1 pseudogene is annotated in these 288 nt (G+C 75.7%); it reads left to right on the top strand.

From position 1 onward, the window contains the following. A pseudogene (locus tag ACSNN9_RS28740) lies at positions 1–288 on the top strand (acyl-CoA dehydrogenase family protein); the annotation flags it as partial.

Raw genomic sequence — 288 nt, 5'->3', positions numbered from 1 at the left:
TGGTGGACATCGGCGCGGAGCTGTTCGCGATGTCCGCGGTCTGCGTGCGCGCCCACGCCGAGCGGGAGGCCCGGCCCGAGAACGTGGAGCTGGCCGACCTGTTCTGCCGGCAGGCCCGGGTCCGCGTCGACGCGCTCTTCGCCGCCCTGTGGGACAACACCGACTCCGTCGACACGGTCGCCGCGAAGCGGATCCTGGCCGGGCGCTACGCCGCCCTGGAGGACGGCGTGGTCACCCCCGCCGACGACCTGCCCTGGGTGGCCCGCTGGTCGCCCGGCCCGTCCACCG

It is taken from the genome of Micromonospora sp. URMC 107, from assembly GCF_051386315.1.
GTDB lineage: Bacteria > Actinomycetota > Actinomycetes > Mycobacteriales > Micromonosporaceae > Micromonospora.
This window is presented reverse-complemented; position numbering and strand designations above follow the sequence as displayed.